This is a genomic window from Streptosporangium minutum, from assembly GCF_002149035.1.
Taxonomy (GTDB): domain Bacteria; phylum Actinomycetota; class Actinomycetes; order Streptosporangiales; family Streptosporangiaceae; genus Streptosporangium; species Streptosporangium minutum.
In genome coordinates this window covers 41,305-67,326 of the sequence record NZ_NGFP01000014.1, presented here as the reverse complement: position 1 = coordinate 67,326, position 26,022 = coordinate 41,305, and the positions used below count along the sequence as shown (strand labels likewise).

At 65.5% G+C, this 26,022-nt stretch carries 25 protein-coding genes and 2 pseudogenes; 14 read left to right on the top strand and 13 right to left on the bottom strand.

What is annotated here, in order from left to right; all coding sequences use genetic code 11:
• Positions 1 to 206 precede the first annotated feature (206 nt).
• From CA984_RS05400 to CA984_RS05390, 3 genes are all read left to right on the top strand, one after another.
• Positions 207 to 662, top strand: coding sequence for an HflX-like GTP-binding protein (locus tag CA984_RS05400; protein WP_242675750.1), 456 nt, complete (start codon positions 207 to 209; stop codon positions 660 to 662).
• 130 nt (positions 663 to 792) lie between these two features.
• On the top strand, positions 793 to 1,389 hold the full coding sequence (locus tag CA984_RS05395; RefSeq protein WP_086568796.1) for a TetR family transcriptional regulator: 597 nt from the start codon (positions 793 to 795) through the stop codon (positions 1,387 to 1,389).
• Positions 1,390 to 1,402: 13 nt separating this feature from the next.
• Complete coding sequence (locus CA984_RS05390; protein ID WP_086568793.1) at positions 1,403 to 2,344, top strand: hypothetical protein; 942 nt, start codon at positions 1,403 to 1,405, stop codon at positions 2,342 to 2,344.
• A gap of 38 nt (positions 2,345 to 2,382) precedes the next feature.
• Here the strand turns inward: CA984_RS05390 and CA984_RS05385 are convergent, their stop codons facing one another.
• The 4 genes from CA984_RS05385 to CA984_RS05370 all read right to left on the bottom strand — a co-directional run bounded on the left by CA984_RS05385 (position 2,383) and on the right by CA984_RS05370 (position 8,374).
• Positions 2,383 to 3,531 carry a serine/threonine-protein kinase gene (locus CA984_RS05385; protein ID WP_086568791.1) on the bottom strand — a complete coding sequence of 383 codons (1,149 nt, stop codon included), beginning with the start codon at positions 3,529 to 3,531 and terminating at the stop codon, positions 2,383 to 2,385.
• A 27-nt stretch (positions 3,532 to 3,558) separates the two neighbouring features.
• Positions 3,559 to 5,340 carry a hypothetical protein gene (locus CA984_RS05380; RefSeq protein WP_086568789.1) on the bottom strand — a complete coding sequence of 594 codons (1,782 nt, stop codon included), beginning with the start codon at positions 5,338 to 5,340 and terminating at the stop codon, positions 3,559 to 3,561.
• Positions 5,341 to 5,949: 609 nt separating this feature from the next.
• Positions 5,950 to 6,885 carry a lytic transglycosylase domain-containing protein gene (locus tag CA984_RS45910; RefSeq protein WP_108724532.1) on the bottom strand — a complete coding sequence of 312 codons (936 nt, stop codon included), beginning with the start codon at positions 6,883 to 6,885 and terminating at the stop codon, positions 5,950 to 5,952.
• Between the two features lie 592 nt (positions 6,886 to 7,477).
• Entirely contained in the window at positions 7,478 to 8,374 is an 897-nt protein-coding gene (locus CA984_RS05370) for a S1 family peptidase (protein WP_207620743.1), read from the bottom strand.
• Between the two features lie 570 nt (positions 8,375 to 8,944).
• On the opposite strand from CA984_RS05370, the gene CA984_RS05365 reads away from it, so the two are divergent.
• A complete protein-coding gene (locus tag CA984_RS05365) occupies positions 8,945 to 10,042 on the top strand; it encodes an FUSC family protein (protein ID WP_086568783.1) in 1,098 nt (365 codons plus the stop codon).
• Positions 10,043 to 10,175: 133 nt separating this feature from the next.
• Here CA984_RS05365 and CA984_RS49190 read toward each other — a convergent pair.
• Positions 10,176 to 10,394: pseudogene (locus tag CA984_RS49190) on the bottom strand (transposase); the annotation flags it as partial.
• A 208-nt stretch (positions 10,395 to 10,602) separates the two neighbouring features.
• On the opposite strand from CA984_RS49190, the gene CA984_RS05355 reads away from it, so the two are divergent.
• Positions 10,603 to 11,349, top strand: a complete 747-nt coding sequence (locus CA984_RS05355; protein ID WP_207620742.1) for an HD domain-containing protein — start codon at positions 10,603 to 10,605, stop codon at positions 11,347 to 11,349.
• Positions 11,282 to 11,605: a putative quinol monooxygenase gene (locus CA984_RS05350; protein WP_086568778.1), complete on the top strand. Its 324-nt coding sequence runs from the start codon at positions 11,282 to 11,284 to the stop codon at positions 11,603 to 11,605. Before CA984_RS05355 ends, CA984_RS05350 begins: the two co-directional genes overlap by 68 nt.
• 55 nt (positions 11,606 to 11,660) lie before the next feature.
• On the opposite strand, the gene CA984_RS05345 is transcribed toward CA984_RS05350, so the two are convergent.
• Positions 11,661 to 12,437 (bottom strand): class I SAM-dependent methyltransferase, encoded by a 777-nt coding sequence (locus tag CA984_RS05345; RefSeq protein ID WP_086568775.1) that lies wholly within the window; start codon positions 12,435 to 12,437, stop codon positions 11,661 to 11,663.
• Positions 12,438 to 12,621: 184 nt separating this feature from the next.
• On the opposite strand from CA984_RS05345, the gene CA984_RS49000 reads away from it, so the two are divergent.
• A complete protein-coding gene (locus CA984_RS49000) occupies positions 12,622 to 13,236 on the top strand; it encodes a hypothetical protein (RefSeq protein WP_341351699.1) in 615 nt (204 codons plus the stop codon).
• Between the two features lie 344 nt (positions 13,237 to 13,580).
• Here CA984_RS49000 and CA984_RS05335 read toward each other — a convergent pair whose 3' ends face one another.
• The gene (locus tag CA984_RS05335) at positions 13,581 to 14,321 is read right to left on the bottom strand and encodes a helix-turn-helix domain-containing protein (protein ID WP_086568774.1); all 741 of its coding nucleotides are present in this window, start codon (positions 14,319 to 14,321) and stop codon (positions 13,581 to 13,583) included.
• Positions 14,322 to 14,471: 150 nt separating this feature from the next.
• Between CA984_RS05335 and CA984_RS05330 the strand changes: the two genes are divergently transcribed.
• From CA984_RS05330 to CA984_RS48570, 3 genes are read left to right on the top strand one after another with little or no spacing between them, the layout of a single operon-like run.
• Entirely contained in the window at positions 14,472 to 14,687 is a 216-nt protein-coding gene (locus tag CA984_RS05330; RefSeq protein ID WP_086568771.1) for a hypothetical protein, read from the top strand.
• Complete coding sequence (locus CA984_RS45905) at positions 14,684 to 14,860, top strand: hypothetical protein (RefSeq protein ID WP_165781109.1); 177 nt, start codon at positions 14,684 to 14,686, stop codon at positions 14,858 to 14,860. Before CA984_RS05330 ends, CA984_RS45905 begins: the two co-directional genes overlap by 4 nt.
• Complete coding sequence (locus CA984_RS48570) at positions 14,857 to 14,982, top strand: hypothetical protein (RefSeq protein WP_278248985.1); 126 nt, start codon at positions 14,857 to 14,859, stop codon at positions 14,980 to 14,982. Before CA984_RS45905 ends, CA984_RS48570 begins: the two co-directional genes overlap by 4 nt.
• Before the next feature lie 299 nt (positions 14,983 to 15,281).
• Here the strand turns inward: CA984_RS48570 and CA984_RS05325 are convergent, their stop codons facing one another.
• From CA984_RS05325 to CA984_RS05310, 3 genes and pseudogenes are all read right to left on the bottom strand, one after another.
• Entirely contained in the window at positions 15,282 to 15,914 is a 633-nt protein-coding gene (locus CA984_RS05325; RefSeq protein WP_086568769.1) for a hypothetical protein, read from the bottom strand.
• Positions 15,911 to 16,519 carry an RNA polymerase sigma factor gene (locus CA984_RS05320; protein ID WP_086568813.1) on the bottom strand — a complete coding sequence of 203 codons (609 nt, stop codon included), beginning with the start codon at positions 16,517 to 16,519 and terminating at the stop codon, positions 15,911 to 15,913. The genes CA984_RS05325 and CA984_RS05320 overlap by 4 nt, the downstream gene beginning before the upstream one ends.
• Positions 16,520 to 16,664: 145 nt before the next feature.
• Positions 16,665 to 17,187 (bottom strand): annotated as a pseudogene (locus CA984_RS05310) (NUDIX hydrolase).
• A 103-nt stretch (positions 17,188 to 17,290) separates the two neighbouring features.
• Between CA984_RS05310 and CA984_RS05305 the strand changes: the two are divergent.
• From CA984_RS05305 to CA984_RS05295, 3 genes are read left to right on the top strand one after another with little or no spacing between them, the layout of a single operon-like run.
• Positions 17,291 to 17,647 carry an ArsR/SmtB family transcription factor gene (locus CA984_RS05305; RefSeq protein ID WP_086568766.1) on the top strand — a complete coding sequence of 119 codons (357 nt, stop codon included), beginning with the start codon at positions 17,291 to 17,293 and terminating at the stop codon, positions 17,645 to 17,647.
• A complete protein-coding gene (locus tag CA984_RS05300; protein WP_242675748.1) occupies positions 17,644 to 18,153 on the top strand; it encodes an SRPBCC family protein in 510 nt (169 codons plus the stop codon). Before CA984_RS05305 ends, CA984_RS05300 begins: the two co-directional genes overlap by 4 nt.
• Positions 18,150 to 18,614 (top strand): VOC family protein, encoded by a 465-nt coding sequence (locus CA984_RS05295; protein ID WP_086568764.1) that lies wholly within the window; start codon positions 18,150 to 18,152, stop codon positions 18,612 to 18,614. Before CA984_RS05300 ends, CA984_RS05295 begins: the two co-directional genes overlap by 4 nt.
• Before the next feature lie 111 nt (positions 18,615 to 18,725).
• Here CA984_RS05295 and CA984_RS05290 read toward each other — a convergent pair whose 3' ends face one another.
• Entirely contained in the window at positions 18,726 to 19,379 is a 654-nt protein-coding gene (locus tag CA984_RS05290) for an HAD family hydrolase (RefSeq protein WP_086568762.1), read from the bottom strand.
• An 823-nt stretch (positions 19,380 to 20,202) separates the two neighbouring features.
• On the opposite strand from CA984_RS05290, the gene CA984_RS05285 reads away from it, so the two are divergent.
• A complete protein-coding gene (locus CA984_RS05285; protein WP_086568760.1) occupies positions 20,203 to 21,873 on the top strand; it encodes an ATP-binding protein in 1,671 nt (556 codons plus the stop codon).
• 845 nt (positions 21,874 to 22,718) lie between these two features.
• On the opposite strand, the gene CA984_RS05280 is transcribed toward CA984_RS05285, so the two are convergent.
• Positions 22,719 to 23,369: a transposase gene (locus CA984_RS05280; protein ID WP_086568758.1), complete on the bottom strand. Its 651-nt coding sequence runs from the start codon at positions 23,367 to 23,369 to the stop codon at positions 22,719 to 22,721.
• 95 nt (positions 23,370 to 23,464) lie between these two features.
• Positions 23,465 to 25,918 carry a DUF262 domain-containing protein gene (locus tag CA984_RS05275; protein ID WP_086568755.1) on the bottom strand — a complete coding sequence of 818 codons (2,454 nt, stop codon included), beginning with the start codon at positions 25,916 to 25,918 and terminating at the stop codon, positions 23,465 to 23,467.
• Between the last annotated feature and the right edge of the window lie 104 nt (positions 25,919 to 26,022).

Below are 26,022 nucleotides of genomic sequence, written 5' to 3'. Positions count from 1 at the left end.
GACGGGGACAGGACGCCGGCGGCGGGAGGGAGCAGGGCGAAGCAGATCGCGGCAAGAACGTTTCCAAGCATGTGACGAAGCTATTTATGTGATCTTGTCCGGGACCATTGCGAGATTCCTCCGCATCTCGTACGGAAATCCGCCACTCCCGCCACCGGGAGGGCTGCGGTCCCCGGCCCGCCCGGCTGATCGCTACCGTGTCGACGGTGAAGTCGCACCGACGCCTGCGGCGGGGCCTCCGTCCCGCGCGGAACACCCGGCCGTTGAAGGGACGGCGCCGCCCCCTGCCTGTGGAGCTGGCCGGCAGGGACGTCCTCGTCGTCGGTTACTTCTCCGCCAGGCAGAAGCGGTACGCCGCGCTCATGGACGGGCTCGCCGACGCGGTGACGGCCCTCGGCGCCCGGGTGGTGGGACGCTCGGTGCAGCGCCGGGGCGTCTCCGACGGTGGCGTGAAGGCGATGGACCGTCCCTACTCGTCCCGCACGCTGGTCAGCGCGGGCAAGGCGCGCGAGATCGCCCGCGCTCGTGAGGAGACCGGCGCCGGCGCGGTCGTCTTCCTCAATCCGCTGACGGATCATCAGCGGAACGTCCTCGCGGAGACCCTCGGCTGCCCGGTGCTCAGCTCCGCCGATTTGCGACCGCCGCCTTCGGAGAGCGGGTAGGCGACGCCGGCCGGCCCGGGACGTTCGCTGGTTTCCCGCCGCCGGAGCCGAGGCGCCAGGCCCGGCCTCATCCGTCACAAAATATGAACTCGGTTTGCTTTTGAACCTGGTTCGCTTTTATGCTGCTCGCATGGCGGGATTGCGGGAGCGGAAGAAGGAGCAGACACAGCGGCGGATCGCCGCGGTGGCGTTGCGGCTGTTCGCCGAGCGAGGCTTCGACACGGTGACGATCAACGAGATCGCCGAGGCCGCCGAGGTGGCGAAGGTGACGCTGTTCAAATACTTCCCGACCAAGGAGTCGCTCGTCCTGCGGGGTGTGGGCGAGGAGGATCTGGCCGGGATCGTCGCCGTCCGGCCCCCCGGGCAGTCGCCGCTGGAGGCGCTGCGGGCACACTACCGCGCGTTCGCCGCCGACCCCGCGGTGGCCGTGGACAGGGATGCGCTGATCACCCAGTTACGAGTGATCTTCGACAGTCCCGCGCTCAGCAGCGGTGCGAACGACCGGCTCTATGGGCAGCGCCAGGCGCTGGCACGGGTGCTGGCCGAAGAGCGTGACGGACTGACGGCCGCCCTGATGGCCGCTCAGATCACCGCTTCCGTGCTGACGATCCAGGAGACGTTCTTCCGCCGCCTGGTCGCCGGCGCCTCGCTCGAAGAGGCGGGCCGCCGCCTGGCCGAAGACGTCGAGCTCGCCTTCGACCTGCTGGAACATGGCATCAACCGATAGGGAGAACAGTGGTATGCGCGCCAGAGGGATCAACTACGACACCGGGTTCCTGCCCGGCCGGGACGTCACCCGCAAGACGTTCGATCCCGACGCCGTCCGGCACGACATGGGCGTCATCGCCGGCGAGCTGCACTGCGACGCCGTACGGATCTCCGGTGGTGATCCCGCACGGCTGAGCGTCGCCGCCGAGCACGCCGCCGCCGCGGGGCTTGAGATCTGGTTCGCCCCCTTCCCCGTGGATCTCCCGCCCGAGGCGATGCTCCCGCTCTTCGCCGACTGTGCCGAGCGGGCCGAGGCCGTACGGCGCAGCGGGGCCGAGGTGGTGTTCGTGGCCGGGTGCGAGATCAGCACGTTCGGCGCCGGCTTCATCCCCGGCGCCACGTACGGCGACCGCCTGGAGGCGATGGCCACGGCCGACCTGGACTGGTGGACGTCGCTCGGTCCCGTCATGGAGCGGCTCAACGGCTTTCTGGCCGACAGCGCCGACACCGTCAGGGCTCGCTTCGGTGGCCGGGTCACCTATGCCGCGGGCCCGTGGGAGTTCATCGACTGGGACCCGTTCGACATCGTCGGCGTCGACGCCTACCGGGCCGCCTACAACGCCGACACCTTCCGGGACGAGGTGCGCGGGCATTTCAAACACGGCAAGCCGGTCGCGGTGACCGAGTTCGGCACCTGCGCCTACCGGGGAGCGGGGGAGCGGGGCGGCATGGCCTGGCAGGTGCCGGAGGGGGCGGTGCCGGACGAGGGCGAGCAGGTGCGCTACCTCACCCGGCTGATGGACGTGTTCGAGGAGGAGGGGGTGGACACCGCACTGTGGTTCACCTTCGCGGGCTTCCACCAGATCGGGGACAAGGACGTCGCCTCCTACGGCGTGGTCAGGATGCTCGACCAGAAGCGCTGGGAGCCGAAAGAGGTGTTCCATGCGATGGCGGCCAGGTACGCGCGCGACTGAGCCGTCCGAAGGACGGGCGACCGGCGGAGCCGGCCGGCTCACTTCCTGGCGAACGTCCAGCGGATCCCCGCATTGAGGATGGCCAGGGTCAGCGGGTGCCGGGGGCCGTGGACGCGGCTGTAGAGCTTCTCGATCCTGTCGTACTCCCGGATGGCCCCCGTCACGTCCCCCGACAGCCCGATGAGCTCGGCCCGCTCCGCCTGGGCCTCCAACGTGGCGGGGCTGTCCGGACCGGGGAAGGTGTTCAGCCGCTGAATCCGCACGTCGGCGGTACGCAGCCGCTCGATGAAGCCCGGATCCACGTAGGGCCCCACGGCCGTAGGAGTGTCGTCGCCCCCGGAGCCGTCGCCGACCTGGGTCGTGGGAGGGTGGATGAGCCTGGAGATCTGCTTGATCACCTCTTGCGCGTCGCCGGACCGTTCGGCCGGAGACTTGGCGAGCAGGCGGACGGTGAGCCGGTCCAGCACCTCGGGGATGCCGGAGCGGTGCTGGGCCAGGGGGACCGGAGAGGTGTGAAGGTGCTTGTCCCGAAGGCGCGTCCAGTCCGTGTAACGCCACGCGAATCCGAACGGGGGCTGTCCGGCGAGCATCTCGTAGAGCACGCACCCGAGCGCGTACAGGTCGCTCAGATGGTCGCCCGGGTGCTCGTGCCATCTCTCGGGAGCCAGGTAGGCGTACGAGCCGATGGGGCGGCGGTCCTCGGGAAGCGCGGTGAACGTCGAGTCGACGAACCGGGCGATGCCGAAGTCGACGAGCGTGACGTCTCCCGCAGGGGAGACCATGATGTTGGCCGGTTTGACGTCGCGGTGGAAGACGCCCTCCGCGTGAGCGTGGGCGAGTCCCTCGCAGATCTGCCCGGTCCAGTGCAGAACCCGCTCCAGCCGGGGTAAGGGCTCGCGGCGCAGCACCTCCTGCAGCGAGTCGCCCTCGATCCATCCCATGATGAGGTAGGGGCGGCCGTCATGGTCGGCGGCGTCGTGGATGGCGGCGATCCGGTCGCTGGGCGACAGCAAGCGCAGCGCTCGGATCTCCCGCTGATACCGCTTCACATCGGCCATGAGGAGCAGCTTGGCCGCGACGTGGTCGCCGGTCTCCCGGTCACGTGCCTGCCACAGCAGTCCCTGTCCACCCTCTCCCGCCTGGCGGAGGAGTTCGTACCTGCCTCCCAGCACCGTGCCGGCTTCCATGGGTTCCCCTCGTCGTGGCGTGGTCGCTCAGCGGTACTTGTCCGATCGGAGATCCGCGAGGCATTCCTGGAGTTCGTGGAGCCCGGTTGCGGTGGCGGTGTTCCATCTTTCGAGGAGAACGGCGCTCTCCTCGACCGCTCCGCGCAGGCTGTCCCGCGCCCGGCGCTTCTCCTTCCGCGTCTGTTCGCTGATCCGTTTCCGCTCCCTCGGCACGCGGCCGAGTTCCGGCAACGCCCATATGACGCTGAGGAGGCCGAAAAGCAGGAACATCCACGCGACCGCCCCGTCGGCGACGGGGAAGGCGAGCAGCGCGGCTGCCAGGCCGACCCCTCCGAAACCAAGCCGGACGGTGTCGTACCGGACCTGCTCCGCCGCTCTCTCGATGTGCGTGCACAGGTCGTCGGCCAGCCGATCGGCCTGGTTCCCCTCGGGCGTCTCCGCGTCGATCTCGCATCGCCAGTCCGGCCACCGCACCGGCGTGACCTGCACGCGCGTCGGCCGGTGCTCGGTCGCCTGCGCTGCGACGGACTGCCCGGCGGCGATGATCCATCCACCGGCGTAGGCCAGCGCGAGACGCTGGGCCCGCTCACCGATCCCGCACTTCTCGGGGGCGAACGCGGCACGGGTCAGCAGGGTCGGCAGGTCGATCGTCTCGGAGAGGGGGTCGTTCAGCTCGGGGACCGCCTGCGCGGCCCTGCCGTTGCCGCCGCTCTCGACCACGAGCTCCGCCTGGCGTATGGATCTGAGATATTCCAGTTCGTCGGGGCCCGGGTGATTGATGAGCGCCTCGATCGCATGCCGGATGTGGTCGTACTCGGAGCGGGGCCCGCTCTCGACGGCGGCGAAGCGGTTGCGGAAATGCGTGGCCACGGTCCCGCACGCCGTGGCCTGTCTCCAGCCGTCTTCGATGCGCTGCCACTGCCCGTCGGCCAGCTGCCGGAGCCGGGGGTAGTCCTGGTCGGGCAGCGGAGCGTGATACGCGAGAAGCTGCCGGCGGCATGCGTCACGCTGGGAGCTGTAGGCGGGATTCGTCGCGTCCGTCAATGAATCGATCTCCTCCGCCCATCTGCTCAGCCTCTCCTTGGCGTAGGTCAGGGCCTTCTCTCCGAGTTCCTCCTCCGCCAGGGCGTTCAGCACGTGGAAGAACTCGCCGCCGAGCGCACGGGGGTCGAGCGATTCCAGGTAGCGGCTCATGCTCCGGGCGGCCGTCTCCTCGTCTCCGCGCAGGGAATGCACAAGGGCGAGGAACAGCGTGCTCCGGCTCTTGTCCGCGGCCGTCGCCAGGCTCCACGCCTGGTTGCGCAGCTCCTCCTCCTCCAGCAGTTCCGCGGCGACGGCGACCACGGCGGGACCGAGCCAGTACTCCCCGTTGCTGAGCATCTGCGCGCTCACCGCCTGCCGTACCGTCTCCGAAGCCAGCGTGCGATCGCGGATCGCGGCGGCGACGAGCTCGGTGATCAGGCTCCTCGCGAGCCGGCGCGCGTGGTCCCGGGAGGCGAACTCCTCCTTCATCTCGGCCGTCAGCCGGTGCAGCTCGGCCCATGCCTCGGCTCTGCCGGCGTTGAGCTCCACCTGCGCGCGCAGGTCGTTCACCGACTGGGCGACAGCCTTGAGCTCCTTGGCCAGAAGCGCCTGGCCCTCCTGCAACTGAGTGACCTGTTTGCCGAGATCCTCGGTGGACTTCGTCATCGACTTCAGCTTGTCCATGACACCGGTGTTGTGCGCTGTCCAGCTCAGGGTCAGCGGCTGTATGGAGGACTTCACGGTCCGCTCCACCGCCGCCGCGAGGTCATCTCTGTCCGTGGTCACGCACTCTCCTGGTCTTCACCGCCGGGGAAACGACCGCACGTCGCGAGGCTTTTGAACAGTCGGAAAACATGACATGAGACGCCTTATTCATAGCTGGCGCCGTATCCGCCTGCAAGATGGCGATGAGGGATCCCTCACGCTCGCCGACGCCGTCTCTCCCCGACGCCGTCTCTCCCCGACCGGCCGGCCAATGCCCCGGTCCGTGCTCTGACCTGCCTTCCGGCCGGGCACTGTGAATTCCGTCCGCAAGCTCCGTCCGCAAGCTCCGTCCGCGAGCTCTACCCGCCGGCGCGTCAACCCCGGGGCCGAAATACGGAGGGACGGCCCTGCAAGGACGTCTGTCCCGGCCGCGTGGCCCCGGACGGCGCCTTCCCGGCTGATGCCTTACGGCACGGCCCTGACCCCTGTACGCCCGACCAGCCTCGTCACGCGGACATGCTCGGCTCGGTGAACGGGCGTGTCGTTACAGCCGTCGGCCTTCCGCTCGGATCGTCAGCCCGGAGAGGCCGTCGGTGCGTCCGCACGCGACGGTCAAGGAGGAGGAGACGGAGTGGTGGCGGGTCGCGAGGTCAAGGGCTCAGGGGCTCAAGGACGCAGGGGCTCAAAGACTCAGGGGCCGGTCAGGCGGCGGTCGCCGCGGGTGGTCACCACGAACACCTGCCAGCTGTAGTAGGCGTAGTAGTTCCTGATGTCCTGCTTGATCTGGCGGGCGTGCAGCAGCACCGCGTCGACGTACGCCTGGGAGTGGTTGTAGGCGTACAGCGCGCGCCGGTAGTCGCGCGGGGCCCCGGAGGCGTGCAGGTAGTTGGCCGCGGCGAGCAGGGCGTCGCGGGTGTCCTGGATGTCGCCGCCCATGCCGTAGGCGGCCCACGTTCCCGGCATGAACTGCATGGGCCCCTTGGCCCCGGTGTGGCTCGGTGACCGCACGCGGCCGAACTTGGTCTCGACGAACATCACCGCCGCCAGCACCTCCCACTCGACGCCGAACTTGCGCTCGGCACGCCGGAAGTGGCTCAGCAGGACGTCCGCGGGCTCGGGCGGCTGGACGCGGAACTTCGCCGCCCCGCTGATGGGCCGGACGAGGGAGCGCAGGTTCCGGCCGGCCGTCACGTTGTCCTTCGCCGGCCCGGCCAGGGCCTTGGGCAGCCTGGCATAGGTACGGGCGGCGACCTTCGGGTTGCGGACCAGGTAGCGGTAGATCCGCTGCTGGTGCAGGGCCAGCAGCACCACCGGCTCGGGGGGTTGCCCCTTGCCGGGGTCGCCGTCGCTCACCCAGTCGTCGACGGCACGTCGGAGCTGTGCGGTGGTGGTGGTCAGGGAACGGGCCAGCCGCGACGGGTCGGTGGGGATCGCCACGTCCGGGGCGGGCAGGCCGGGCACCTGGCCCGCGGGTGTCTGGGGTGCGGACTGCTCCGCCGACGGCGTCGCCGACTGCTCCGCGGCCGGCCGGGTCGCCGTCTGGCCGGCGGCGGCCGGTACGGCGGCGCTCGGCGAGGTGGCGCAGCCGGAGAGCGCAACGGCCAGGCCGACGAGCGAGGCGACCATCGGCCTTCCACGCAGCCGCCCTGCGCGCGGCACTCGGTCTATGTGCGGCAGTTGGTCTGCGCGCGATACCCGTTCTGTGCGCGACAGCAGTTCTGTGCGCGGCACCCGGTCTGTGCGCGACAGCCGGTCTGTGCGCAGGCCCGGCGGCCTGTCACCCGATGCGTCCGGCTGCGCGGACATCGTCTGTCCGCCCGGCCGGTGGCCGTGCTCCGGTCGTACGGTTCCCGCCTGCTGATCGTTCATCGGCCCCAACGTACCCGAGCCGCGACCTCTGAGGCCGTTTTCCCGGGTGACGGCGGCGCGGGGAGAGCTCGCTGTACCAGTGCCGGAACCCGGCCGGCACAGCCGGTACGCGGCTTCCCGTGGGAGAGGCGCTGTACGCGGCGTGCCGGCGGTACGGCCCGGCCTGTGTCGCGAGGACCGAACGGCAAGGCCGCCGTCCGGGCGACGCGTACCCGGCAGAGAGGCCGTGGCCGTCACACCGGGCTCCGAGGTCCAGTCCGAGGATTGACGAGACCTCACCATGACCGACCGGCGACAATGCACAGGTTGGAGATCAAGCTGATTGGCGCCCGCACGGTCCGGCGCGTGATCAGGAGGCGCTGTGAAGCTCCGCGGACCCGTGTTCCCCGACGGTGTCGGTGATCCAGGAACGGTAATGGGTCACGTCGGTCCAGATGCCGACTCCCGGCTCACCCCTGGGATTGGTGGAGCAGCCGGCACCGCCGTCCATGCGGTCCTCCACGTCGTCGCCATCGCGCGAGGTGGCTCCGATCAGCTCCCACCGGCCGCCCACCCTGCGGATCTGCGGACCTCCGGAGTCGCCGTTGCAGGCGCTGGCCGCACGCCCGTGCTGCTCGCCGGTGCACAGCTCGCCGCCGCGGTTGAGGGAAGCGCACCGGTTGTCGGGCACGCGTACGGTGTCGAGTTCCTGCAACCGCCGGGGACCGTTCTTACAGGTCGGGTTGTTCCTGTCCTCGCATGCCATGCCCCAGCCGATGACGCGGCTCGGCTCGCCTACCCGGCCGGGGGCGTCGGCGATGCGGATGGGTTCGAGGTCTACCCGCCGGTCAAGCTGGACCAGCGCGATGTCGTCCTCGAACTCCCCGCTCCGGCCGCGTCCGTCGGGGCCGGGATGGGTGATGACACGCTTCACACTGGTGAGAGCTCCGCCCTCGCCGCGGTCGAGAGAACCGACCCGTACCTGCGTCCTGCCGGGCTTCATGAGTCCCCTGCAGTGGGCGGCGGTGACAACCCAGTCCGGGGCGATGAGGGAACCGCCGCAGTGGTGGCCGGGCAGCCCTCGCAGCCGGAAGGAGACCATGAACGAGTAGGGCTCCGTCGCGGCCCTCCCACCGATGATGGAGAGGTGGCCTGCGCCCGCTGAGCGGGCTGTGGCCGCAGCGGCCGTTGTGGCGGTGGTCAGTGCGAGCCCGGTGGCCATGAGGGCGGCGAGCACCGCTGATCGTCTGCCAGTTGCCCTGAACACAGATCTCCCATCAGTTGAGTGGTGCGGCTGGGGAGACACCTTGAACGTTCCGCGATTCGGTCACGGCTCTTCGGCGGCGGGCTCGACAGGTGACAGCCGCACTGGCACAGCTCACCCACCGGCCCGCACCGTGGACTTCCGGCAGCGGTGAGCCGGATGGTTCCACGGTGGCCGGGCCAGAGGCACCCACCGGTTCGACACGCAGCCACACAAGGCTACCTGCGCCTCCTGGTGGAACCGACGTCGATGAGCCAGGCCGATCGGGACCAAGTGCACCGCGCTGACCCGGTGCGTCCTCGGCAGCCCGCAGTGCCGCCAGAAGGCGGACCCGAGTGTCACTTCAGGGGCAGAGTCCCACTCCACGGCCGATCATGTTCACGGACTCGGCCGACCTCATCCTGACAGCGCTCGGCTGCACATGATCCCTGAGAGAGCACACGCTGAGCACCAGGCCACCGGTGCCAACGGACAGGAGGCCGTGACCTCCCCGACCTTCGTCGAATGGTCCGAATCAGAAGAATTCGGGGCAAATGTGATCCCAATGTCATAAAGATCCGCCATCGTGGAGGGGTGCGAACGTGGCTCAGTGATCAAGTTAGGAAGCGGCTGGGCACGTTCGGCCTCATCGCGCCATCCATCGCGCAGTGCGCCGTGGGCGCCGCGCTGGCCTGGATCGTCGCCGTTCACCTGCTCGGCCACGCCCACCCCCTCTTCGCGCCCATCTCCGTGATGACCTGCGTGGGTGTGGGGTTCGGCCGGCGGCTGCGCAGGGTGGTCGAGCTGGTGGTCGGCGTCAGCCTGGGCGTGGGCATCGGCGACCTGCTGGTGTCCTGGATCGGCTCGGGCCCCTGGCAGATGGCACTCGTGATCGCGCTGGCGATGACCATCGCGGGGCTGCTGAACAGCGGTGAGCTGTTCGTGTCGCAGGTCGGGTCGTCCGCGGTGCTGGTCGCCATGCTGGTGCCGGGCGAGGACGTCGGCGGCCTGGACCGGATGGCCGACGCGCTCACCGGCGGCGTCATCGGCATCGTCGCGGTCGCACTGCTGCCCGCCAGCCCGCTCACCATCGCGGGCAAGCATCTGTCCGGCGTGCTCGACGCCCTCTCCACGGTGCTGGAGCAGGCGGCGGAGGCGATCGAGAAGGGCGATATGGACCTGGCAGCCGAGGCCCTGGAGTGCGGCCGCAGGACCCAGACAGCGGTCGAGGAATTCGAGGCGGCGCTGGAGAACAGCAAGGAGATCATCATGATCTCGCCGCTGCGCTGGCATCACCGGGCCAGACTGACCAGGTACGAGACCGCCGCCGTACCGGTGGACCTGGCGCTGCGCAACGCGCGGGTGCTGGTCCGCCGCACGCTCGCGGCGCTGGGTGAGGCCAGCCCGCCACCGGCCGCGCTGGCCGAGTCGCTGCGCGAGGTCTCGGAGGCGGCGCTGCTGCTCCAGCTCGAACTGGGGGCTGGGCGCGAACCGATGCTGGCCAGACAGGCGTTGCTCGCCGTCGCCGCGCGGGAGCGGCCCAAAAACCTGGGCTTCTCCGCGAACGTCACCATCGCGCAGCTGCGCTCCATCGCCGTCGATCTGCTCGAGGCGACCGGGATGGACCACGACGAGGCCTCGGCCGCGCTGACCCCGCTGGACGAGCCGAGCGACGAGACCACGCGCGGCTGAGGCCCGAACAACCCGAAGGCTCGCCAGAGCCGTGAGATGGTTGATTGCGATGGACCAGGAGGGTCAGGGACGTCAGGCGGGGGCGGATGGCGGCCAGGGCCTAAGGTCGGCGCGCTGGTCACCGGTCGGGCGATCAGCGTTTCCGAGCGAAGTGTTTATGGTCGTAGCCTATGCGGCTGCTCGGGTTGAAAGGGATTCGTTGAGTACTTCGAGGGGCGGCAGGTAGCCGAGTGCCGAGTGCAGGCGCCGGTGGTTCCAGGATGGTGGGGTTGATTCCGAACTCCCGTGCCACCGACGCGACCGTCCGCTCGCCCTCCAGCGCCATCCGGATGGCTTCTTCCTTGAACTCGGCCGAGAACTGCCTGCTGTCGACGCCTCGTCACACACCCACCTCTTCCAGACTTCTGTCAGCTTATGTAGCCGACTATCCGGAATCCGCTGGGCACCTCAGACGTCTTGGGCCGTCTCGTTCGCAACTCTGGATTCACTTCGGGGGCCGGCATCTATGGTGAACCGCATGGGACAAGCTGAGTGGGCGTGCGACCTGGCCCACCACCTCCTTGCCGAGCCGCTGCCGCGCCGGTGGGCGCACACACAAGGGGTGGCCGCACACGCAAGGGGTAGCCGCACGCGCCGAATCGCTGGCGCCGATCCTCGGGGAGGAATCCGACCTGCTGACCGCCTCGGCCTGGCTGCACGACATCGGGTATGCGCCCGAGCTGGTCGACACCGGCTTCCACCCGCTCGACGGCGCCCGCTACCTGCGCGACGTCCACCAGGCCGACGACCGGCTGGTCCGGCTGGTCGCGCATCATTCGTGTGCGGTCTATGAGGCGACCGAGCGCGGCCTGCTGGAGGTGCTCAACGCCGAGTTCGACCAGGAACGGCCCGAACTGGTGGAGGCGCTGACCTACTGCGACATGACCACCAGCCCGGACGGGCTCCCTCTGGACGTCGACGCACGGCTGGCGGAGATCCACTCCCGCTACGGTCCCGAACATCTGGTCAGCCGTTCGATCGCCAACGCGACTCCGTCCATCACCCAGCTGTGCGGGCCGCGCTGGCTGACAGTGCTCTGCCAGATAGCCGGGACGGCCGCTGACGGCAGGTCGGGCCCAGGACGCCCTGACGGCCAGCCAGCTGGACTCTCGCTTATCGTGGTCATGACGCCGCGTGCCTGTCCCGCGGCACCCGCACGCGGAGAACACGCACCTTCAGCACAGCGAAAGAAACCAACTCATGATCTTCATCACCGTCAAGTTCACCGTCCGTCCCGAACGCAGCGAGGAGTGGCTCTCGCTCGTTGACGACTTCACTCAGGCCACTCGGCAGGAGCCGGGTAACGTCTTCTTCGAATGGTCCAGGAGTGTCGAGACGCCCAACCAGTTCGTCCTGCTTGAGGCGTTCGCCTCATCCGCGGCGGGCGAGGCCCACGTGGGCTCCGAGCACTTCAAGACCGCCATGGCATGGATGCCCGAGGTGATCGCGGAGACGCCGGAGATCATCAACGTCGAGGTGCCCGGTGACGGCTGGTCGCAGATGGCAGAGCTGACACCGGCCTAGCCAGGGCCGCATCAAGCAACGTTCGTCCGGGCGGCTTGCCGGTGAGGGCGGCGCGCTATGTACGAGTGGCCTCGAAGGTCCACACGTCGTCTGCGGCTGTTGGTGCGGTACCTGCTCGGTAGCCGCCGTGGACGCTGACATTTGCGAAGCCCGCCTGGTGCAGCATGGCTGTGAACTCGGCCAGCCCGAACCACAGCAGGGAGAAAATCTGGAGCTCGGTGCGTGTCAGGGTGCCGTCCTTCCAGGCTTCGTAACGGAGCCAGCGGGTGGTGCGCTGGGCCACCGGGTCCACGTGCGTGCGCCAGGTGGTGAGGGTGACGAGACCGCTGCCACTCCACTGGTGGGGGACCGGTCCGTTGTCGGGGGCTGTGCCTGCGGACGGCGGTTCGATGTCGACGATCAGCCGGCCTGCTGGAGCCAGGTTTTCGTGCATGACGGTGAGTGCGGTCTGCGCGCTTTCCCGGTCGGGAAGCAGGGCGAAGGACCCGGTGGGGATCACGATCGCTTCGAAGGCGCCGGGGTCGTGGTGCGTGGTCATGTCACCCTCGAAGACATCGGCCTTCACACCTCGCTGGGCACAGTTGACGCGGCACTGTTCCAGCATGGAGACCGAGGTGTCGTAGCCGCGTACGGTCAGTCCCTGTTCGAGCAGGGGGATCAGGATTCGGCCGGTGCCTACGGCGGGTTCCAAGATGGGGCCGGACACGTTCCGCAGGCGGTCGGCGTAGAACTCGACGTCTCCGAACGAGGTGCCGATCGGCTTGTCGAGTTCGTAGAACAGGGTTGCCAGCGGTCCGTAGCGCCAGGCGGTGTTGTCGAAGCCGGTGTCCATGTGTTCCTTCGGTGACGCTTCAGGCAGATAAGAGTGCTCTGTTCAGTATCTTGTGGGCATACTGCTAGAACGCCGTCCGGGAAACCAGCGAGTATGCGGGCATGGCCGCACCGGTGCGTTTGCGTGAGATTGATGATGCTGAGGGAGAACGGCTCTGCGGATCATCCGCAGGGGCACCGGGTCGGTGGTGATTTGGCGGCGGCGCGAGATCAAGAAGATCGCCAAGCCGAAGCCGACCGAGCATGACCTGCCGTTCTCGACCTGGAGCCTGACCAAGCTGGCGGAGCTCCTGGTCGCTGAGGGAGTAGTCGACGACATCGGCCACGAGGGCCCGCGCATCCTGCTCCACGAGGAAGGCGTCTCGTTTCAACGCCTGAAGACCTGGAAGACCTCCTGCGATCCGGACTACGCAGCCAAGAAGGCCCGCGTGGAACACCTCTACGCGATCGCCGATGGTGAGGTCACACCCGAGGAGGGTGAGCCCGACGTCGTCTTCTGCATGGATGAGTTCGGCCCGCTCGATCTGATGTCCCACCCGGGCCGGCAGTGGGCCGAGCGCGGCACAAGCAGAAGGACCCTGCCCGCGAACCGCGTCGACGCCGGCGGGCGACCTACAACCGCTACGGCGGAGTGCGGCATCTGTTCGCAGCCCTCGACCTGGCCAAGGACAAGCTCTACGGACACATCAAGCCGGTCAAGCGGCGCACCCGGTTCCTGGAGTTCTGCCGCTACCTCCGCACTCTCCACCCGCCAACAGTGCGGATCGCGACCGTCTGCGACAACTTCTCCCCGCACCTGACCACGGAGAAATGCCGGCGCGTCGGCATCTGGGCCGCAGCGAACAACGTCGAGATCGCCTACACTTCGACGAACTCCTCCTGGCTCAACCGGATCGAAGCCCAGTTCACTGCCCTGCGCTCCTTCACCCTCGACGGCACCGACCACGCTGACCACGCCGACCACAAAGAACAGGCAGCATGTCCGCCGCCACATCATCTGGCGAAACCGCCACGCCGACGACCGACCTCTACACGCCGTCGTCAACAGGGCAAACGTTGCTTGATGCGGCACTGGCCAGCCGATGTACGGCCCGGCGGCCTCGGCCAGGAAACGCCCGATCCGCAGTCACATCGAGTGGTCCATTCAGGACTGTACGGGAGTGGCGCCGGCCCAGACGTTTTCGAAACTCTCCATGTAGGTCGAGACCATGTCCCCACCCAGCACCTTACGCAGGTGCATGACCGGAGCATCGGTGGCGAACTTGCCGTAGATATGGGTGTTGACGAGAAGCTGATCGTCTCCGCGGTAGATGGAGTTGTACAGGACCGTGTGGTGTAGCCGGATCTCGATGCCCTCGACCTGCTGTAGCGGCCGGTAGAGCGTCAGAGCCATCCGGGCCTGCGCGGCCATGCCCTCACCGACGCCTCCGTCAGCCCCACCCTGGGCGACCTCAAGCGCGTCCGGGTCACCGAGCAGGATGCGCACCGGTATACCTGCCTTGGCCTTCTCCGTGAACGTCCGCATGATGCCGGTGTCCTGGGCGATGAAGATGCCGCTGTAGACCAGCACACCGATCTCTCGTTCGGCTTGTGTGAACAGACGTCCCCAGGTGTCCCTGGGGACGGCCCAGCGATGCGGGTAGACGGTGACGATCTCGCTCTCGGACGCGGCGGCCACCTGCTGAGGCGTCAGCGCCTCGGGCCACAGGTAGCTCTCGTCCATTTCCAGGAACGAAGCCACTGCGTAACGGTGCTTTCGGTACGGCGTGCGGTCCTTGGTGATCCACCGCTCCACCGTTTTCGGGTCGACCGCAATCGCCCCGGCCAGTCCGGCCACCGATGCCCCGCGTTCGAGAAGGGCCGCGCGCAGTCGCTCGTTCGCCATTCCACCTGCCCAGAGGGGACGTTCAGGGACGTGGCAATCGTAGACCGGACGTCCTGAACATGTCCCGTCCTGTAGTGATCTCGTCCCGCCTCGCCAACGCATTCTCGGTACCGCAAGGCACCCCCGACCGCGACGAGAGGAGAGACGACAATGATCAACTACTTCGGATCGATCGACGAGACGCCCGAGTGCGAGTGCGGCGCGCCCCTGGAGCGGGGGTGGTTCCTCTGCCGCGAGTGCCGGACGCGGGACCGCTGGGTGTGGCGTCAGACGGCCAAGCGCAGAACGACCACGAGAAGTGGGCAGACCCGACGTCCGGCCAACCGCCCGTACGGCATCGCCGAGGCGGAGGTGATCTGGACGTGACCGCGATCCCCCTGATCATCGCCCTCGTGCTCAGCGTCGCCGTAGCCGTCGGCTACATGCTCGTCCTGGTCGGGATGCGCCAGGAGGACCGGCGGATGCGTCTGGCCGACGTCCCTCCGAGCAGGGCGGCGAGCCTGGCCCGGCGGGTCACCGGCTGCCACGTCCGAGGGTGAACGCGCTAATCACGCTCGGCGAGCGGGGATTCCACCTCGCCCCGTCCTGGGCGGAGATTACGGCGAGCGTCCACGCGACCGAGATGAACACCTTCGACCTGGACGAGCTGCTCAACGCCTGACCTGCTGAAAGGAGGGACACGATGCGACCTGGCTCAACGCGGGCGTACCGGCCACCGAGGCGGCCAAGCGAGCCGGGCAGAGCGTGGAGGCCCTCCACCGGGTGTACGCCAAGTGCATGAAGGGAAGCAGGAACGGATGAACGGGAAGATCAGCAGCGCTCTCGACGGATGATCGGCACAGATGCTCGTCTCGGCCCCGGCACAGACCGGGGCCTTCTTCGTTGAGGGCTTCCTCAAGGTGCGGCAGGCGCCCCCGTGGGATGACCTGGCGGCCTGCCGCACCTTGAGGAGGGGGTCGGTCAGTTGTTCCTGGGCGGGCCGAGCGGGGCCTCGGTGCTGTCGACCAGTTCGCAGTCGGCCACGGGGCCGGTGGAGACGCCCGCCCAGATGCCGGCGACCTGCAGGTCCGGCTTCTCGGAGACGCTGAACTCCAGCACCGCGGTCTGGCCGTCCTTGACGACCTTGGGGTCGATCGTGAAGCCTTCCTCCTGGCTCGGCCAGACGACGAGGGGAGCCTCCTCCTTGGACAGGAAGCTCTGGCTGCGGGGCTGCGGGCTGCACCTCTTGCCCGTGGGGATGTAGTCCACTACCGCGTTGAGCCCCATGCCCTGCAGGTCCGCCTGCAGCTCCTCGGGGTTCTTGGCCTTGTTGATGGTGATGTGGATGGTGCCGTCGTCCTTCTTGGAGATGGCATAGGCCTCACCGCCGCCGAGGGCCAGCGGGGCGGCGATCGCCACGGCAGCGGCGGCGGCCAGCACCGGGGCCAAGACAGCAGGGCGTAGCAGCCGCCACTTCGACCTGGCGGGTCGAGCGTCCCGGTGAATCTCGGTCATCACGAACTCCTTGAGGTGTCGGTGCCGGTCCCGCGGGAGTTCGGGCTCCACCTGAAACGGCAGCAACCGGGCCAGCTCTTCTCGCTCGCCTGCGTTCATCGGTACTCCTCCCTTGTGAACCGGACCGCGGTAGCGCGGTCACCTCTTACCTGTCGTGACGGCCGAGGCGGTTCCCTTTCAGCCGCGAACTTCTCCAGTTTCCTTCGCGCCCGGGACAGCCGGGACCGGACCGTGCCCACCGAGATGCCGAGCGCCTCGGCCGCCTCGGCGTAGCCGAGGCCCGCCCCGACGACCAACGCGAACACCTCCTGCTCCTGGCGGCGCAGCCTGCCGTAGACCCGCCGGATCGCAGCCAGCCGTTCGGCGTCGTCGATGCGCCCCACCACCTCGTCGGCGAGGTCCGGGACCTTCTCGCTTCTGGGCATCCGGGTCAGGGCGTCGTCGTATCGGCGGGCGGCCCGCCGGGTATTGCGCGCGACGTTGGTGGCGATGCCCAGCAACCACGGCCGCAGGGAGCCGTCGTTGGCGTCGATGCGGTGCCGCAGCCGCCAGGCCTCCAGGAAGGTCAGGGACGTCACGTCCTCAGCGGTCGACCAGTTGCCCGTCAGCCGGAAGGCATGGCCGTACACCGATCGGGCGAACTCATCAAAGAGCTGCTCGAACGCCTCTGTATCCCCGTCACGTATCCGGGCACGTATTGACATGTCCACACACAGGGACTGTCCACAGCGCCACCCGGGTTCCCGAAAAGCACAAAGAAGAAGACCGGCGGCAGTGACGGCTACAACTTGCAGGACGAGCAGTGGGAAGCCCGCCGGTTCTTCGTCCGCGACCCGAATGGCCGCGTGGTCAACATCCTGGGGCGTCGATGACCACAAAGATCCGGCGGCAGTACCAGCCGATGTGCGGCACAGCCCTGCCGGCCAGGAAGCGGCCGATCCGCAGCCGCATTGACCGGTCCACCGCCGGCGTCTCGACCTCCTCGCGTGGCGCCCAGCGGACTACGCGGGATTCGTCACCTGGTGTTGGCTCGCCCTCGACGGCGCGACCGGTGAGCACGATGGAGAACTCCTGGCGGCCCTCGCCGTTGGAGGTGTAGAGGATCACGTGCCTGGGGTCGGCGCGGGTGCCGACCAGGCCGGTGATCTCGCAGGTGATCCCGGTCTCTTCCAGAGTCTCTCGAATGGCCGCCTGCGGTAGGGGCTCGCCGAGATCGATCGCGCCGCCGGGGACGGCCCAGTTGTCGTTGTCGCTGCGGCGGATCATCAGAATGACCCCGGCGTCGTTGGCGACCACGACGTTCACCGATGGGACCAGGCTGTTGGGGTGCGGGAGCGGCGGGGGCGTCGTAGAAGTCGATCCGGCGGGTCATTGGGCAGGACCGTACCGGTGTGGGCACTGAACCGAAGTCCTTGGCGGGGCCGAACCCAGCACGGTACAAAACCATCTAGTTATAAAACCGAAGGGTAATCAATATGGCTGCCGACGTTCTCGACGCAACGTTCGCCGCGCTGGCCGACCCGACCAGGCGAGCGATCCTGGCCCGGCTGATGGAGGGCGAGGCCACGGTGACCGAATTGGCCGCGCCGTTTGCGATGAGCCAACCGGGCATCTCCAAGCACCTGCGGGTGCTGGAGCGGGCCGGACTGATCTCTCGTGGACGCGACGCGCAGCGCAGGCCCCGCCGTCTGGAGGCCGGTCCGCTCAAGGACGCCATGGATTGGCTGGCGAACTACCGCTCCTACTGGGAGGAGAGCTATCAGAGGCTGGACGACCTGCTCGGCGAACTCGATTCCGGTGGACCGAACGCCGTCGGACAGGAAAGCCCATGATGTCGCGGCAGGAGCAGACCGAAGGCCTGACGGTACGGGCAGTGTCCGACACCGACCTCGTACTCACCAGGACGTTCGCCGCACCCCGCCGGCTCGTCTTCGACGCGTTCACCCGGCCCGAGTTGCTCCGGCGGTGGCACGGCGCGCGCGGCTGGCACCTCGTCGTCTGTGAGATCGACCTGCGTCCGGGCGGTGTCTGGCGCTTCGTGTCGCGCGGGCCGGGCGGTGCCGAGTTGGGCCACGGCGGGGTGTTCCACGAGGTCGACGCGCCCGGCCGGCTGGTCCAGAGCGAGGCCCATGACGGCTGGGACGCAGGTGAGGCCCTCGTCACTACCGTCTTCGACGAGCGGGACGGCCGGACCGCGATGACCACCACGGTGCGCTACCCCTCGCGGGAGGTCCGCGACAGCGTGCTCCGTACCCCTATGAAACGCGGCGCGGGCGAGGCGTACGACCGTCTCACCGAGACGCTCAACAAGATGACCTTGAAAGGCGAGCTGCGATGACCGACACCCAGCCCACGCAGACCGAAATCCCGGCCGACATCGCCGATATCCCGGCCAACCTCACTGGACCGCCCGTCCGTCCCGGCGTGCTTCTCCTCGAACTCGTCCCGGTGCCCGTCACGGACATCGACCGGGCCAAGGCTTTCTACGCCGACCGCCTCGGCTTCCACGTGGACGTCGACGTGCGGCCCTCGGACGGGGTTCGAATCGTTCAGCTCACCCCGCCGGGCTCGGCCTGCTCGATCACCCTGACCGAGGGCATCCCGTCCCTCGACATGCCGGTCGGCACGTTGCGCGGCCTGCACCTGGTAGTGAGTGACATCGAGGAGGCCCGTGAGGCACTCCTCGAGCGCGGTGCGGACGTGGGTCCGGTCGAGGACCTGGGCGGTGTCTACTACGCTCGCTTCGCCGACCCGGACGGCAACACCTGGACTCTCCAGCACATGCCCTGGCGCGTCTGAGGACGCATTCGAAGCTGTCCAAGTAGGTCAAGATCATGTATGAGCCGGGACCGAACGCATCAGGACCAAACTGTCTACATCCCACAGAGCGTTCGGGGCCTGTCCAGGAAGTCATTCGTTGGCGTCGCGCAAAATGTCTATGGCCTGGATCACGTCGGTGACCACGTAATCCGGGGAGTGCTCATGGCCGGGCCAGGCTCTGCGGTCGATCCAGACCGTGCGCAGACCGGCTGCGTGTCCTCCGCCGATGTCCGCGACAGGGTGGTCTCCGACCATCCAGCCCCCGTCGGCGAGATTTACGCCGCATCGCCTGGCGGCGATCTCGAACAGGCCCGTGTCGGGCTTACGGATACCTTCGATGCCCGAGAGCGCGTAGGCGTCTACGGCGTCGACCAGACCTGTTCGCTGGATCTTGCCGAGCTGGTTGTCCGCCGTCCCGTTGGTGACGATCCCCACGAGCCATCCCGCAGCACGTAGATCGGATAGTCCTGTTAGCACTTCCAGGCGGCAGTGGACGAGGTACGGCATGCGCCTGCGGTAGCCGGTCCACAGTTCCTCGACCGGATCAGGAAGGGCGAAGCGCTCGCGCACCCTGGCGAAGAACGCCTCACGATGGGGGAGATCCTCACGATTGAGAGCGATCAACCAGCCAGCGGCCTCGCGCCCCAGGGCGCGCGTCTCGGCGAACTCCTCGGCCCAGATCCGAAACGCGCCGTCGAGGTCTATAAGCGTGTTGTCCAGGTCGAAGAGCGCCAGTCGTTGCACGACGCCCGATCCTAGGCGAGGCCGGCTTCGCTCTACCTGGCCGCACCCCGGCCGCGATCGGGCCCTGTGGGATCGCCCAGCCCTGGCTCACTCCGATGAGGTACGGCCTGCGAAAACGCCTGAAGAACCGTCCCACGCATATCCCACAGCCGCTGACATACGACTGCCTACGCTGGCACACGGCTACACAGAGCCGGATGGCGATCGGAACGACATGCTCGGGCCAAAGGCATGATCGCTGGTCAAGAGAGTGCCCCCGGCATGATTCGAACATGCGACACCCGCTTTAGGAGAGTGGTGCCTGTACGGCTCGTCGACGCACTCTGACCTGCGCAGATACATCGCGGGATTCGCACCATTTGAAAGATCATCCCGCGCATGTCCCCGCGCCCATCAGGACCGGCCCCCGCGTTTACTCGCTGCCAAGCGGACTCGGCCCATAGTTCATGAGAAGGCAAGCAGACGATCTGCTGGTATTCGATGAAGTTGCTGACCAAGTCAGAAGCAATCTCCTGCTGGCGCCCCGACATGTGATCAACAACGAGCATGTGGTCTATCGCCGAGAACTGTTAAGGATTCATTGTGGGGCGTAGTCCGGGGCACTCTAAACAGGCCATGGATTACTAAACTTACATGAGCCGCGGTAGAGCCTACCAATGAGGGAGGAGCTGGTCAGTTCCACTCAAATGGTGAGAAACGCCCTGAAAGTTATCAAAAGTCCTGGCTTGTAGAAGAAAGAACGTATGGTCTTGTCGCAGGTAGTTAGCTAACGTATTGCCGTGGCGGGCGGCACAGCTCTTAGCCGGAGGGGAAGAAGGCGGGAATGACGACATCAGATGCCTCAGGTATTATTAACGAAGAATTCGCTGCCCTGGAAATAAATCCAGGACGGGTCCTTCGCGCTATAGCGCGTATCGGATATACGCCAGCCAGCGCGATATGCGACATCATAGATAATGCGGTAGCAGCTGATGCTGGTCTGATCTCCATCGAACTGCAACGCGAGCCCGATGTCGCGGAAAGCCGACGCAATAGTGCCGCCAGATACATCATCGCTGACAACGGGCGAGGAATGTCTTCCGGTCAATTAATAGACGCTCTAGGTCTTGGCGTGGTGCGAGAGTACGAGGCAGGGAGCCTTGGGAAGTTCGGTTTAGGCCTAAAGAGCGCCGGGTTGTCACAAGGAGATCGACTTGAGGTAATCACTAAAACTTGGGGAAGTGAATGGATCAAGGCTGCTCTCGATCTTGAACATGTGGAAGCAAAGAGGAGCTTTGAATGCCAATGGCTTCAGGTCGACGAGAACGATCTGGAGCTGATTAGCAGGCATCTCTCGGATACTGAGCATGGCACAGTTATTATCGTCGAGAAAATGCACAAGCAGAATCATCCAAGCATCAAGAAGACCAGAAGTGATTTAAGTATACGTATTGGAGTCGCGTATTACTACTACCTGATAGAACGCGATCTATGCATTCAACTGGATGGTGAGGGCATGTCGTCGTTTGATCCACTCTTCGTGAGTGAGGCTGAGATTAGCGGCAACATGGACGAGACAAAATGGGATGGTCGGGATGTTCGTTGGCTGGAGCGTCCCACATCTATCGTTCTAGATGCTGAGAATGGTGTTGAAGCACAATTTGAGGCGACCCAGCTGGTCCACCCCCCAGCATTCGAAAATCCGGCAGAGATGCGCAAGAAGTATATGATTGGCGGGGAACACTACGGTTTCTTCGTGTATCGGAATAAGCGATTGATTCGATGGGGTGAGCGATTCGGCGGCATCATTCCAACTGATCAAGACTATTTCGCATTCCGCGGTCGAATTCTTATCAGCGATACGGCGGACGACGCCTTCAATATCGATGTTAAAAAATCAGAGATACTGCTGAGCGAAGAGGCGGAGAGTGTCCTATCCGAATCTGTGTACGAAGCTCGACGTATGAGCAGAGCCGCCTGGCGAAACGCTGCAAAACTGCTTCGAGCAAAGATACACACCGATCCGGTAAGCAAGGCCGCTGAGGCCCTCAGCGAGGTTGATTTTCCGGATCTTCTACCCTCTGATCCTGATGACGCTCAGGCAGAAACTGAACGTAAAGTACGCGAGAAAAAAGAGGCAACACGGCATCCCTTGCAGGAAGAAGAGCGGGAGCAGGCGCGAAGAGATGGGAGAAGGGTCACACTCGTCGATCATCTCGACGACAATGCACTCTGGCAACGTGCTCATGACGCCACTCTTGGAACCGTGGTTCGCATAAATCGATCCCATCGATTTATGCGAATGTTTGAGGAGAAATTCGGAAACGACGCGGACGTTACTCTTCTTCTTCATGCACTCTTCCTCAGTCTGGCTGTGGGAGAGAGTCGCTCCGTCAGGAACATCCAAGATGTTACAGACGAAATTTTGGAGGAGGTCTTTACTCGCTACCGCGAAATGACCTCGGCTGCCATCTATAAGGCGACAGCGGACGCGTTGGAGGAGCGGCTAGTTTAAGCCACCACTATGGAAATTGAGGATGCAGGGGATTGGGGTGCCGCTGCCGTTGGCGACCCTGGTTTATGTCGGGCCCGTGCTTACATTTACTGCGGCTACTCAAAGAAAGTAAAAGCCGCTTACATAGGAATGACCATCGGACGCAACGGAATTCTAGGCCGATGGGGTGACCATTTAGGGCGAGCTCTTGAGAGGTCCTCTTTTAGGCGAAGACTCCAGGAGTATGATGAGTTTGCTTGGAGTGTGCTGGACGATCTAGTTGTGTTCTGGGCCGATATGGGAAATTTGCCTGAGTTCTTATCTGTTGAGACTAGTCATAGAGAAGCAGTTGAGTACCTTGTTCAGCGAGCACTCAGAAATATACTTGCGCGCCAAAAGCCGCCTATGGTGGTTATAAGTAAGGTCAGATCTAACCCAACGGTACAACTGTCTGTAGTCCAACATTCTGCCGCACTGATTATCGAATCATTTGAGAACCATCTTCGACAAGTAGCAGATCATTAGACTGAACCCTTGTCATCTTCGGGGGACCTCAGCGACGCTGTGGTGCTGAAGGACGGCGATGGCCTTGCACAGGGTGGCCAGCCGTGGAGGGGCTACAGCGCAGCTCCCGAACGATCTTCCAGCTCTTCAGTTGGGCGCGCGTTCGCCGTGTCCATGGGGCCTGTCGTGGGAGCAATTGGCCTGTTTCTGGGACTCGGACTGCTTCTTGCCCTTGTACGGGGTAACGGCCGGGCCCTCGACTCCGTTATACGCCTTGGCGGCCAAGAAGATGATCCCGGCCTTGTTCAGTTCGGGCAGGATGCCCCAAATGCGGGCGGCGCTCAGGTCGTAGGTGTTGCCGGTCAGCGCGCCGGAGCCGCGGTCTTCGGTAACCGCAAGATCGCAGTCTGGATGTCGTCAGTGAGGGTAAACTCGATGGAGTAGTTCAGCCACCTGCCCGGCCAGGTCAGCCAGGACAGGAAATCGTGGGTGTCGCCGCCGGAGTCGGTACGGATGAGGACCTGGCAGCGACGCTGTTTGGGCAGTTGGGCCAGGGCGAGCCGGGTGGTGTCGATGTGGTCGGCGGCGGTGTTGGAGCCGGCGTCGCCCGGCCTGAGCGTAATGGCCAGAGATTCGCCGGAACCGGCGGCTTCGTGGTGGGCGAAGACCGTCATCGGGTGGAAGCCGAAGGTCTTCTTCCAGGTCGGTGTGGCCTGGTCCTTATCGGAGTGGGCGACGACGACGATGGTGGCGTCGAGGTCGAGGGGGATCAGTTCGCCGTTGGCGCCGGGCGCGTTGTGATCGGCCAGCGTCCAGGCGCGTGCTCGTGCGCTGGCGCGGGCGGCGCGGATTGCCTTCAACGCTCGCGCCGCGTCGGCGGCCAGTCGGGCGATCAGGCGGGAGACGGTCGGGTCTGGGGCCACAGGGCTGAACCGCTCGGGCCGGGCCCGCAGGAGCGCGATGTCGGCCAGGCAGTCTCCGCCCCGGGCGAGAACCCTGATCATCTGATCCATAGGAAAGGTAGGCCTCTCATTGATGGCCTGCCGCCGTGCTTGGCCAATAGATACGGGCCGCTGACGCGTGGATCGCCATGCGATCCCAAGCCGAATCAGACGAGGTTCTCCGCGGACTCGTCATCTTCGTCAGGTTCAACCTCGTCATCGACATGGTGGGCCACCGGATCAGTTGTCGATTCCGACCACGCGATGCCGAGCCAGCCCTTCAGTCGTGCGTAGGCGAGTCGAAGGAGAACTTCAGCTCGCCGATCCATGAAAGCCGGGTCCCACTCCGCGTCGCGCTGCCCGAGTGCTCGCAGGTGCGGCAGGTAACGAGACATTTGGGCCAGTTCCTCGGTCGACTGCGCGAACGCCAAGCCCGAATCGTTGAGAATGGTTTTGGCCTCCTCGGTGGTCGTAGCACCAAGTGCTGCGTACAACACCTTCTTTTCAGTCCACGGTCGCGAACTCAGCGACGTGTTGGCGGCCCCTGGCGCAAGGACCAAGTTGCCGATCTTGTGAACGATCTTGTCAGCGATCCCCTTCTCGCTGTAAAAGTCCTGATCCCATCCGCCAGTCGCTTGCTGAGGAGCGATGTGCTCGATCGTGAAGTGTGTTTCATCGGACCAGCCGTCTGATGTGAAGCACGGAGCCACGCCCGCCTTTCCCTGCTTTATAAGGCCAGGATTATCGGGGTCTTCAATGGTGTCGTGGTAGGCCGCCAGCAGAAGGAAGCGCGTCAGTGGTCGGCTGTTCTTGTAGAGAGGCAAAGATTTCGCCGCCGCTAGAAACGATGCAAGGTTCGGGATACCGCCGTACTTCTTGTCCGTATTGGACAAGCGCGCCGCGAGCTCCTCCTTCAGGGCTTCGGCGTCCACGGTTGGCTTAGGCTGCTCTGAGTTCGACACCGCCCGCGCAAGAGGTCCCATGCCAGTTAACGAGTCACCCGCCATGACGGATCGATATTGGCTGTCGATGTTCCCGGTGCCACTTCGAGTCGCTCGCCAGAAAACCGTGAAGGCGGTGGTCGCCTTGATAGCTTTTTCAAACTCCGCGATTCGTTTGTCCCGCTCCTCGCCCTCTTCTGCATGGACGGCCTCGGAGTAGAACCGCAACAAGGGTGCAATGGCGATTGTGTGGTTGAGGTCGTTTAGGAAGGCTAGACAGAGCTTGACCGTGTCCGTCATGGCGGAGGCGGGGAGTCCGACGAGCTGACGAGGAGCTTCCTTCGCTGGCTCCCACGTTGTACCAACGAAGGTCGCCGTGTCGCTCAGGTGGCGTAAGTACGCAGCGCGAGCATCGACGGAATCCTTATGGTTGTCGAAGGTGTCCTTCATGTAGACGCGTTGGTCGGAGAGCCGCTTCGAGAGCTTCTTGGCCGTCTCCGCGAGGGCAAACGTCACCAGCAGCTCACGGGTTGCATTCTGCAGCTTCTCCCCCACGCCAAATCGATCGAGGTAGCTCTGGACAGCCTTCATGCGCTCGTGCGCGTCAGAGCCTCGGTAGTCCTGAACCTTTTCCGCCATCACAACGCGCGGCAAGAACGTTTCGAAGGCGGTCAAGGGCTCACCGGTCGTGTTCAGCGACTCGAAGATGGTAAAGGCATAGTCCTCGTCCTTGCCTTGCACCACAGTTAGCGCAATGCGGTTTAGGACGTACGCAGCGAACATCACGAGCCGCATCAAGACAGCCTCGGGCTCGTCCTCCAGCTCGCGAAGCCATCTGCACAGCTTGGGGTCGAGTTCATGGTTGAACAGCGCGCGCTGAAACTCGATCTGATTGGCCAAGGTCGAGAGTGGCGGCAAATCCTCAAGCTCCTCAATCGTTGTGCGCTGAGCGAGCTTGGTCAGTGCGGCACGGATCTCGCCGAACCGCCTAATTAGATCGCCCTCGCCTTCACCTGCACCGGGACGCGCCAGCGGCCTGAAGTCCGTCGGCTTCACGGTCGGGGGCTCCGCGTCTGCCTCGACTGAGTAGGTGTAGATCAGGTTCGCAATTGGAGATTCATACTGTTTGAGCTTTGCATCCTTAGACCACTGGTCGACGAAGGCGCGGATCAGTCGAGGGTAGATCGGCGCGTCGCCGAAATTCTTTCGCTCATAGAAAGCAGTGCTGAGGGTCTGCAGGATGCCGACAGTTTCTGAGTAAAGCGATGCACGCGCAGTGTCCGTGGAATCGGGTGTCTTGCCCTTGAAGACCTTCCATGAGTGCTGGCGGGTCAGATTATGAAGGCTTACGAGTAGAAGGAGCAGGCTCGATAGACGTTGTTGCCCGTCGATCACGGTGAGTACCTTGGAGGGCACTTCCGGTTTCACAATCGGCTGCACCGTAACGTGATTGACGTCGTGGATGGTAATCACGGTGCCCAGGAAGGTGAAGCTGTCGGGAGCCTCACCGAGATTTTTCAGACCGTGAAGGGTGTCGTCGAGCAGCTTCTCGACCTTGTCCTTACCCCACCCATACGGCCGCTGATACGGCGGCAGGTACAGGCCGAGGCCATTGTCCGACAGCAACTCGCGGAGGCTCTTGCTCTGCGCCTCAAATATCTCTCTGGCCTGGGTGGGCATGGGGGGCCGTCCTCCGAATCCAACAGGCTGGTCAGGTTAGATGCGACACACCATGCAGGCGTCATCGCCACCGTCCTCCAGGAGGACGCCATCGAGCACCGTCG

Excerpts from the sequence above, each read along its gene's own strand:
- CA984_RS45910 (WP_108724532.1), bottom strand. The coding sequence starts at position 6,885 with ATGGTCGCCTCGCTCGTCGGCCTGGCCGTTGCGCTCTCCGGCTGCGCC.
- CA984_RS05285 (WP_086568760.1), top strand. The coding sequence starts at position 20,203 with ATGACGACATCAGATGCCTCAGGTATTATTAACGAAGAATTCGCTGCC.
- CA984_RS05325 (WP_086568769.1), bottom strand. The coding sequence starts at position 15,914 with ATGAACGCAGGCGAGCGAGAAGAGCTGGCCCGGTTGCTGCCGTTTCAG.
- CA984_RS05335 (WP_086568774.1), bottom strand. The coding sequence starts at position 14,321 with ATGGCGAACGAGCGACTGCGCGCGGCCCTTCTCGAACGCGGGGCATCG.
- CA984_RS05305 (WP_086568766.1), top strand. The coding sequence starts at position 17,291 with ATGGCTGCCGACGTTCTCGACGCAACGTTCGCCGCGCTGGCCGACCCG.
- CA984_RS05300 (WP_242675748.1), top strand. The coding sequence starts at position 17,644 with ATGATGTCGCGGCAGGAGCAGACCGAAGGCCTGACGGTACGGGCAGTG.
- CA984_RS05390 (WP_086568793.1), top strand. The coding sequence starts at position 1,403 with ATGCGCGCCAGAGGGATCAACTACGACACCGGGTTCCTGCCCGGCCGG.
- CA984_RS05295 (WP_086568764.1), top strand. The coding sequence starts at position 18,150 with ATGACCGACACCCAGCCCACGCAGACCGAAATCCCGGCCGACATCGCC.
- CA984_RS05275 (WP_086568755.1), bottom strand. The coding sequence starts at position 25,918 with ATGCCCACCCAGGCCAGAGAGATATTTGAGGCGCAGAGCAAGAGCCTC.
- CA984_RS05280 (WP_086568758.1), bottom strand. The coding sequence starts at position 23,369 with ATGGATCAGATGATCAGGGTTCTCGCCCGGGGCGGAGACTGCCTGGCC.
- CA984_RS05385 (WP_086568791.1), bottom strand. The coding sequence starts at position 3,531 with ATGGAAGCCGGCACGGTGCTGGGAGGCAGGTACGAACTCCTCCGCCAG.
- CA984_RS05330 (WP_086568771.1), top strand. The coding sequence starts at position 14,472 with ATGATCAACTACTTCGGATCGATCGACGAGACGCCCGAGTGCGAGTGC.
- CA984_RS05345 (WP_086568775.1), bottom strand. The coding sequence starts at position 12,437 with ATGGACACCGGCTTCGACAACACCGCCTGGCGCTACGGACCGCTGGCA.
- CA984_RS05350 (WP_086568778.1), top strand. The coding sequence starts at position 11,282 with ATGATCTTCATCACCGTCAAGTTCACCGTCCGTCCCGAACGCAGCGAG.
- CA984_RS05395 (WP_086568796.1), top strand. The coding sequence starts at position 793 with ATGGCGGGATTGCGGGAGCGGAAGAAGGAGCAGACACAGCGGCGGATC.
- CA984_RS05320 (WP_086568813.1), bottom strand. The coding sequence starts at position 16,519 with ATGTCAATACGTGCCCGGATACGTGACGGGGATACAGAGGCGTTCGAG.